This window comes from Rothia sp. HMSC062H08, assembly GCF_001810775.1.
Taxonomy (GTDB): Bacteria; Actinomycetota; Actinomycetes; order Actinomycetales; family Micrococcaceae; genus Rothia.
In genome coordinates this window covers 321,051-325,702 of sequence record NZ_KV802665.1, presented here as the reverse complement: position 1 = coordinate 325,702, position 4,652 = coordinate 321,051, and the positions used below count along the sequence as shown (strand labels likewise).

General features: G+C 58.8%; 3 protein-coding genes. All 3 read left to right on the top strand.

Features of this window, described 5'->3' with window-relative positions; translation table 11 throughout:
• The first annotated feature begins 295 nt into the window (after positions 1 to 295).
• Positions 296 to 1,468 (top strand): hypothetical protein, encoded by a 1,173-nt coding sequence (locus tag HMPREF2765_RS04000; RefSeq protein ID WP_070604341.1) that lies wholly within the window; start codon positions 296 to 298, stop codon positions 1,466 to 1,468.
• A gap of 283 nt (positions 1,469 to 1,751) precedes the next feature.
• A complete protein-coding gene (locus tag HMPREF2765_RS03995) occupies positions 1,752 to 3,437 on the top strand; it encodes a histidine kinase (protein ID WP_070604339.1) in 1,686 nt (561 codons plus the stop codon).
• Positions 3,438 to 4,022: 585 nt separating this feature from the next.
• Positions 4,023 to 4,271 carry a hypothetical protein gene (locus HMPREF2765_RS03990; RefSeq protein WP_005505891.1) on the top strand — a complete coding sequence of 83 codons (249 nt, stop codon included), beginning with the start codon at positions 4,023 to 4,025 and terminating at the stop codon, positions 4,269 to 4,271.
• Positions 4,272 to 4,652: the final 381 nt, after the last annotated feature.

Genomic DNA, 4,652 nt, shown 5'->3' with positions numbered 1-4,652 from the left:
CGCAGTAAAGACAGCAACCTATCGAAACAGCCAGCTACCCGCCGTGTAATCTACCCCCCTCTGCACAGTGCCGATTTTCGGTCATGAGTTAGTGACTTTGGCGGGGGATAAAACCCCAGCCCAAAGTCACTAACCCATGGTCGAAGTCCGTAACCCATGACCGAATTTCCATACGGGGCGGCACAGCCCCTTATCTTGTCAGGGGTCTTTTCTAATCTGTAATCAGAAGCACCGAAGCCCACGCCCCGAGAGCACCGCACCCTCCCAGCGCATCCGAGAGAAAGGACCAACCACCATGGACAACCCCACGACTAACACTCAGCAGAAGACCCTGGACGATCTGGAGTACTACCAGGCGTTGGAAGAGAAGCGTCGCCAGATCAATAAGGAACGCTGCGACGCCATGGAACCGATGTACACGGAGCGTTTCAACGTGGATGAGTACATGGCGTGGCAGGTGACGCTGGCTGAAAACAGCGTGGATGATGATCCTGAGGATGAATTCGCTGTTGAGTGGCTCAACAAGCTGCGTGAAGAGATTCCGAACATGCCTTTGAAAAAGAAGCTCGACTTCGTCGAAGAAGGCATGTACAGGGAAGATCCTAGCGGATGTGAAGAGACGCTGCGCACTCTGAACCTTGTTACTCCGTACGAGACGATGACCCGTTTGGTGGATATCATGCCGCTGAGCCAGAAGACGATTGAAGCTGCTGTGGCAGTGCACAAGAGCCGCCTGAAGCTTGGTATCGAGACCGAGAAGCTGGGTTTCCGCCGCAAGGGTGGTCAGTACCATCTGAATGAGGCGCAGGAGAAGTACGTGCGTGCTGGCCTGGTGGATCGTTACACCCGTGAAGGTGAGGACGGTTCAGCTGAGCTGATGCGCATGGTGTACGACAGCGACTGGTACCCCTGCCTGGAACCTGACCAGTACGAGGAGGAGGGCGGCTTCTCGTGGGAGACCATCAACATGGAGGACTACCGTGCTGGCCGCCTGCTGCCCTTCGGCGACGGTTTTCCCCGCGGGGCGTTTGGCCCCAAGCATGACCGTATCGAGTACCTGGCTGATCTGCTCAAGCGTGGTGAGATTGACGTCCCCACCTTCTGGAAGCGTGTGCAGGATTCCTCCTATGTGGCGGACCAGGAACGCTTCGGCCCTGAGGGAGAAGAATCCTTCATCATCACGAAGAAGAACTGGCGTCAGTTCCTTGAGTGTTGGGATGAAGGCCGCCCGGACGACTACGAACCGGACCCGTCGGTAGATGTATCGGTCTTCCCGAGGGCTCTTGGCGGCGATAGCTGGGATGAATTCCAGAACCGTTCGTACGATTGGCACACGAAGGATTGGGAAGCATGGATTGACTCGCTGCCCGATGACTGGTGGACTCTGAACACTGATGCGGTGGATGTGGCATCGTACCAGGTGGAGGAACCCCGTCTGGTCCCCGAAATGGTGAAGCACACGCTGTAGAAGACCGAGCAGCGCTAACAGCACCTGACGTACACCATCAATAGGAGGGCGCGGCGCACCCGCACAGTTGGATGCGCCGCCCCTCCGCCCACCGTCCCTCCTCCACCCACCAAACTCGCCGCTGAGAGCGCGCTCGCCGGTGAGAGTACAGCCGTCGCATCGCGATTTATCGCGAAAAATGCGCCCTTTCCCGCTTAGCCTGTCAGGGGAGTAGCGTACAGTAAAACACATCACACACCCACACAATCGAATCCGATAAACAACCACACCCCAAGGAGTGACCATGCCGCACAACGCCGTATCACACATCCAGCAGCAGTACGCCGCACACCACCCGCAATGCAACACCCTCGCCCTCGACAAGCCAAAGAGCGCAGCCTATGGCTACACGGCCGCCTTCATCGCCTTCAACAACGCAGACGGCACGCCCACCAACGAAACCCTCACCCTCGACAGCATCCACGCCGCCGCAGAATCCTGCCAGGTCATCGACATGGGCTTCGACTACACGCCCTACTACGACGGCGAACCGGTCAACCCGCCCACCTGCCACCTCATCATGGGCACCAACTTCGGCGAATCCAACAAGAAGTATGCGCTCTCCTCGCTCTACGGCACGGCGCGTATCTACCTCATCACCGCTGACGCACCCACCGTCAAAGTCGACGGGTTCATGACGAAGCTGTCCATGTTCGTCAACAAGATGCGTAACAGCGAAACCTGGAACCGCGCCAAAGCATACATTCTGAGCACCTCACCGGCAGGGGAGGAGCTGCAGAGCTTCGCGTGCTCCTTCACCACCTTCGCCATGCCGCGCAAGTACATCGTGGACCACGAGAAGCCCTGGCGACCCGAGAAGGAAATCGTCGTCAACAACAGCCTGCAGATGGCATTCCGACCCGGCATTTTCTGGCCTAAACAGTCCGCTGTGGACCCCTCGCGTCCGCTGACCGTGCGTGCTTCTGAAGGCCCCAAAATCTTCGAGAGCATCTCGGATCTGACCTGCGGCGGTGTCCCCGTTGAGAAGACGGCAAAAGCCCTGGAAAAGCGGCAGAACATCAACACCTACATCTACCACTTCGCCTACCCGAAGAACCTGGGGGAGCAGCCGAACCTCGCCGTCATCAACTACATGGTGGAGGTACTCGCCCAGCACCTGCGCGAACTGGACAAGCTGCAGCTGGCACCGAACGCGCAGCCACCGCTTGAATGGACCATGGAAGACATACTTTTCAGCTCGGCGTTCGTTGTGCAGGATCTTGCCGAGCAGAGTGGCGTTCCTGAGGGGTCGCATTTGCAGGTTCCTGGTGGTCAGCCGCGACAGCGTACACCGCACACCAGCCCGAAGCGCCTGGCACCTGCCGCTCAGCCCGCACCTACCGCCGAGCCTGTTCAGGAGGCGCACCCGGCACCGGCGGCCCGCCCGGCTCCCGCACAGCGTCCGGCGTCTGCCCAGCCGCAGCAGCCGAACCCGCGCCCCGCGTACTCTAACCCGCCGCGTCCCGCCGCGAACCAGGCGACGGCACATCAGGCAGCGCCCGCATACCAGCAGGCTCCTCAGCCGACCCCCGAGTACCGCCCGAACCCGCAGGGATACCAGGCACACGGCCACGCGGACGCCCCGCACCGTGCAGAATCCCAGTACCGCCCCGATGCCCACTACCACTCTGATGCGCAATACCACCCGGGTACTCAGCCTCAGGCAGGCGCGTACCAGGCGCAGGGCTATCAGGATCCGAACTATCAGGCACCGGGTTACCAGGCGCAGGGCTACCAGCCGAACCCGCAGCACCCGCAGGCGAACTACCCGTACCAGCAGAACCCGGCGTATCAGCAGAACCCGGCGTATCAGCAGGATGCGTCGAGCCAGCAGCGTCCGGTTTTCCAGCCGACCCCCACGGGCACCCGTAACGCTGGAAACCAGAAGGGTTTCTGGGGTAAGGTCGCGTCATTCCTGAGGGGCGAGTAAAACCCGAAAGTAGCGTGGTAATCCGCCGTTATTCGCCCAGAAGCCACATGTGTTTCGAAAAGCCACCTTTGGTGGCTTCTCGAAACACATGTGGCTTTTCGCCGTTAAGCGGGGAGGATCGGGGACTCCTTCGATAGGTTAGTGTTTTCGCCGTGGGTCTTTACCCCGCAGTAAAGACAGCAACCTATCGAAACAGTCAGCTACCCGCCGTGTAATCTACCCCCTCTGCACAGCACCGATTTCCGGTCATGGGTTAGTGACTTTGGTGGGGGTTAAAACCCCAGCCCAGAGTCACTAACCCATGGTCGAAGTCCGTAACCCATGACCGAATTTCCGTCCGGTGTATGGGAGGCGGGGCAACGGCACACAGGAGGCAAGCCAGTCCGCACCTAATCTTCCGTGCAGCGGGGGACTTTGGCGGGGGAGCGCGCCTCCAGAAAACCCCCTCGTCACGCAATATTTTCTTTTTTTTCTCCGGTATGGGCGGTGCAGCCCCTTATCGTGTCAGGGGTGCCCCCTACCTTTGGCGGTAGAGAACAACAACGCGTTCTCACCCACTCCGCCGAGCGACCAAAGGAGCCCCTCATGTACACGGTTGGTTACTACAATGACGAAGACTTCCGCGCCTTCTACTCCGGCCAGGACGCCGCCAACATTGACGACTTCTTCACCGATAACGGCGAATACCTCATGGTGTACCTGCCGGAGGTGACCGACCGCGAGTTCCTCGCCGGCCTCCGCTACGGTAACGGCTGCGATGCTCTCTGCCAGAGCGGATACGCCCTCGACGAGGCGGAAGAGGCCCTCCGCGACATGTACGCGCTCGCCGTGTAGCCTGCCCGCCCACCTGTCACAGACGGGGATCCGGTCATGAGTTGCGGATTTGTGCCATAGGTTAGTGTCTTTGGTCGTAGTTAAAAACCGTGGCAGAAGACACTAAACCATGGCACAAATTCTGCGGGCGCAGAGATATTTGATGCATAAAGCGTTGATGTGTCCGAATAATGACGTTCAGATACTATTGCACTCAAAACAATGCAAATAGACACAAAGATGCGCTACAGTGGTAACTGTAGTGTTCCATAACGCATTGATGCGTTCAGCGGGTGCACTACGGGGCTGTTTTCCTTCCGGTGGTCAGCTTGACCTACCAATAATGGCCTGACATGCACATATATCACACCGTCACCGATGATAGGAGCGTATCTTCTATGG